The organism is Rhodococcus sp. EPR-134, from assembly GCF_001647205.1.
GTDB lineage: Bacteria > Actinomycetota > Actinomycetes > Mycobacteriales > Mycobacteriaceae > Rhodococcus_F > Rhodococcus_F qingshengii.
In genome coordinates, this window is sequence record NZ_LVCT01000221.1 from 1 (window position 1) to 3,763 (window position 3,763).

Annotated in this window: 4 protein-coding genes; 2 read left to right on the forward strand and 2 right to left on the reverse strand. The window is 62.9% G+C overall.

The window, feature by feature from the left end:
- Positions 1–575: acyl-CoA dehydrogenase family protein (locus A2J01_RS09905; RefSeq protein WP_197494196.1), on the reverse strand; the 575-nt coding region annotated here is incomplete at its 3' end.
- 103 nt (positions 576–678) lie between these two features.
- On the opposite strand from A2J01_RS09905, the gene A2J01_RS09910 reads away from it, so the two are divergent.
- The gene (locus A2J01_RS09910; RefSeq protein WP_231915757.1) at positions 679–1,824 is read left to right on the forward strand and encodes a sensor histidine kinase; all 1,146 of its coding nucleotides are present in this window, start codon (positions 679–681) and stop codon (positions 1,822–1,824) included.
- Positions 1,821–2,459 carry a response regulator gene (locus A2J01_RS09915; RefSeq protein WP_030534984.1) on the forward strand — a complete coding sequence of 213 codons (639 nt, stop codon included), beginning with the start codon at positions 1,821–1,823 and terminating at the stop codon, positions 2,457–2,459. The genes A2J01_RS09910 and A2J01_RS09915 overlap by 4 nt, the downstream gene beginning before the upstream one ends.
- Here the strand turns inward: A2J01_RS09915 and A2J01_RS09920 are convergent.
- Positions 2,453–3,763 (reverse strand): multicopper oxidase family protein (locus tag A2J01_RS09920; protein ID WP_064112619.1); only part of this gene is annotated, 1,311 nt, incomplete at its 5' end. The genes A2J01_RS09915 and A2J01_RS09920 overlap by 7 nt on opposite strands.

The window sequence follows — 3,763 nt, forward strand, 5'->3', positions numbered from 1 at the left end:
TCGGCAACAAGAGAATTGGTGACCGCGCCGCGATCGGCAGCTGCTCCGTCGAGCTCTTCGGGAACGTTGATCAGCGTGATGCCGAGCTCGGCTGCGCGCTTGGAGAGATCGGCTGGTGCCTGCGCTGCGCCGTCGGCGTCGTGCGCTGCGGGACGCAGGATCTCGGCCGCGAACTCGCGCACGGTCTCGACGATCATCTTCTGGTCGTCGTCGGGGGTCAGATCGAAGTAGTCGGCGTTCTTGCTCGGGTTGTCGGGCAGGCGCTTGGGTGCGCCGTTGCCCGAGACCTTCTGGAATCCTCGAGTGGCGGCACCCAGGGTTTTGAAGCCCGTCTTGGTGCCCTCGTAGGTCACGCGATCGATGGTCTGACGCAGATTGAACTTCTCGGCCAGTTCCGAACCGGTGATCTTGGTAAGCACACGCATGGCTGCGCCCATGGCGTCGCGTTTGATCGGGTTCAGGCCGACGGCGGACGTGTCGCGGGGCGCACCCTTGGCGCCGCCGCGCTGCGCGCCCGATTCGCTGCGCTGAGCGCTCTTGTCGGGGGCAACACTGTCTTGCTTGGTCATGATCACCAGCTGTTTCTCGGTGTTGGGGCGTTGGACGATCCTTATCTTACTCATCAGTAAGGTCTGTTGTCGAGAAACCGCGAAATGATGCGCGTCATAGGCTCGAGGGGTGAACCGGACAGAGGTGCCAGATCGGATACAGCGGTACGTGCGCTACACGCCGTTGGTGGTGGTCCCGTGCCTGTTGATCGCCAGCACGTATCCGGGGGAGTATCGAGTTCCCCTCACCTACTGGATTCTGTCGATGCTGTCGGCGCTCGCCTTCGCCGTCGGCCGTCGATGGCCGGTCTTCGCGTCCCTGGTCATCTCGGCGCTCGCCGTTCCGATGTTCGTCGCCGACGCCTGGGGGCTGTCCGAGCTTGTTCCGTATCTCGGGGCGGTCGCCGTCGTCGACGTCACGATGCGGGCCGAGCGTAGAGAAATGGTTGCCGTATCGGCAGCAGGATGGTGCGGTTCGGTGCTCGCGGGTATCTGGTTCGAATCTCACGAAGCGTTCTGGTCTGTCACGACGGCTGTGAAAGTGCTTGCGTACGTGGGGTTGCCACTGCTGCTCGGGCTGTATCTACGCTCGCAGCGTGAATTGGCCGCGAACAATCTTGCGCAGACCCGCGCTGCGGAGCGCAGTGCGCTCGCCCGCGAACTGCACGACCTGGTTGCGCACCACATGGCATCGATCGTCCTGAGAATCGGCGTGGCTCAACATGTCTTGGCGCCCCAGGACGAGGCCGTGCGTGAGGTCCTCGCGGATGTGCGTGGGACTGCGTCCGATGCGCTGGCCGATATCCGTCGCCTCCTGGTCGCACTTCGTGATCCTTCGCTCGGTGAGGTCGCTCTGGTCGAGCCGGATGCCGTCGAGGCGGAAATCGAGGCGGCGATAGATCGTGTGCGTGCGGCGGGTTTCGAGGTGCAGGCAGTCTTCGATGCCCAGGAGAATGTCGAGTCAGGCGCAGCCGATCTCGACGCGATCGGGAGGCTGACGTTGTTGCGGGTGATTCAGGAATCACTGACCAACGTCATGAAGCACGGCGACAAGAAGGGGCTGGTATCGGTCTCGGTCGGTCGCGAAGACAACCGGGTGCATGTCAGGGTTGTCAACGACGTCGAGGGATCGCCTCGGAGTGCAGGTCATGGCCTGGTGGGAATGCAGGAGCGTGCGGAGTTGGTCGGCGGCGAGATGACCACCGGCACCAACAGTGACGGGAAATGGGAAGTGCACGTGAGTATTCCACTCGTTGTCTCGGGCGATGTCTCGTGATCAGCGTGCTGATCGTCGACGACCAGCGACTTGTGCGCGCCGGTTTGCGGATGCTGTGCGCGGCAGCCGAGGACATGACCGTGGCCGGTGAGGCGTCGAACGGCGTCGAGGCGGTAGCGCTCGCTGCAGAATTGGATCCCGACGTGATTCTGATGGACTTGAGAATGCCCGGGCTGGACGGGATCGGCGCCACGCAGCAGATCGTCAAGGCCGGTCGTCGAGCGCGCATTCTCGTGCTGACCACCTTCGACGACGACGATCATCTGTATCCCGCACTCGCCGCGGGGGCTTCGGGATTCTTCGTCAAGGACACCGAACCCGCCGAGTTGCTCGGTGCCATTCGGCGGATCGCCGAGGGCGAGATGGTGTTCACTCCGGAACTTCTCCGCCGCGTTGTGGATCGAGCGGTGATCGGTGGTATCGCAGACACTGCTGTGACGGACAAGGTTCCGTTGACCGATCGCGAATCGCAGGTCCTCGCACTGGTGGCAGAAGGGAAGAGCAATCAGGAGATCGCGGACACGCTGCATCTCGGTGTGACCACGGTGAAGACGCACGTGGCGAACCTGATGTCGAAGACCGGTTGCGACAATCGGGTTCGCCTCGCCGTGTACCACTTGCAGAACTTTCAGTGACCGGAGTGCGAACCAGGCATCGGCATGTCCATCTGCATCGGAGCCGCCTTCTGTCCCGGTTCGAGGACGAGGAATTGGCCCATCATCCCTTGGTCCTCGTGCATCAGCAGGTGGCAGTGGAACATGTACGGGAAAGTGGGATCGGTGTACTCGGACCACTGCAGTGCGACGCGAACCCTGCTGCCCGGCGGTGTGTAGACGGTGTCCTTGAGTCCGCGCAAGTGCGGCGGGGGAGTGCGACCGTCGACGTCGAGGATCTGGAACTGTACGTCGTGGACATGGAAATTGTGTGGCCAGTTGTCCTTGTTGGTGATCGTCCACACCTCGGTCGCGCCGACTTCGGCCTCGAAGTCGATGCGGTTCATGTCCATTCGTTGCCCGTTGATCATGTACCACTGCAGATCGAAGGTTCGGGAAACGCTTGCCTTCGACGGATCCAGACGCGGCAGTACGGCCAACTGCGCCGGGAGAGTCGACCGTGACGCGCGGCTGGCAACGCCCCGCAGTTCGAGGATGTCGAAGCGGTCGTTCATGCCGAAGTTCTCGGCGTCGGAGGAACTCACGCCACCGCCGTCCTCGATCGGGAACGACACCAGTGTGGTCGTCGCACCGGGGTCGACACGAACCACGATCTCGGCTCGTTCGCCGGGGCTGAGCTGAATTCGCTTGATCGCAATAGGTGATTCGAGCAGTCCACCGTCGGTGGCAATCAGATCGAACGTGCGGTCATCGGGGAACCCCAGGTTGTAGAGACGGCCGGAAGAGCCGTTCAGAATGCGTAACCGGACGACCCCGGTGGTGACGTCGAGGTAGGCGTCGGAGATGCCGTTGGTGACGATCGTGTCGCCGAGCAGGCCTATGTCGGTCGGATCCGATTCGTCGAAGCTGCCGTCGGCGAGGAATCGACGATCCTGGATGATCAGCGGAACATCGTCGACACCATAGGTTTTGGGGATGTCCAACGCCCGCGTGTCGGCGTCGTCGATCAAGAACAGTCCGGCGAGACCGCGCTGCACGTGCCGTTCGGTGGATCCGTGCGGGTGTGGGTGATACCAGAGCGTCGACGCCGACTGGCCGATCGTCCACGCCGGTTCCCAGCGTCCGCCGGCTTCGATGGTCTGGTGCGGGCCACCGTCGCATCGGGCGGGCAGATGCATGCCGTGCCAATGGACGGTCGTGGGCTCTGCCAGTGTGTTGTCGATCGTGAATGCGACAGATTCTCCGCGTTCGGCGCGGACGGTCGGCCCCAGAATGGATCCGTTGAAACCCCAAGTGTCGGTGAGTTTTCCCGCGACGATCTCGGT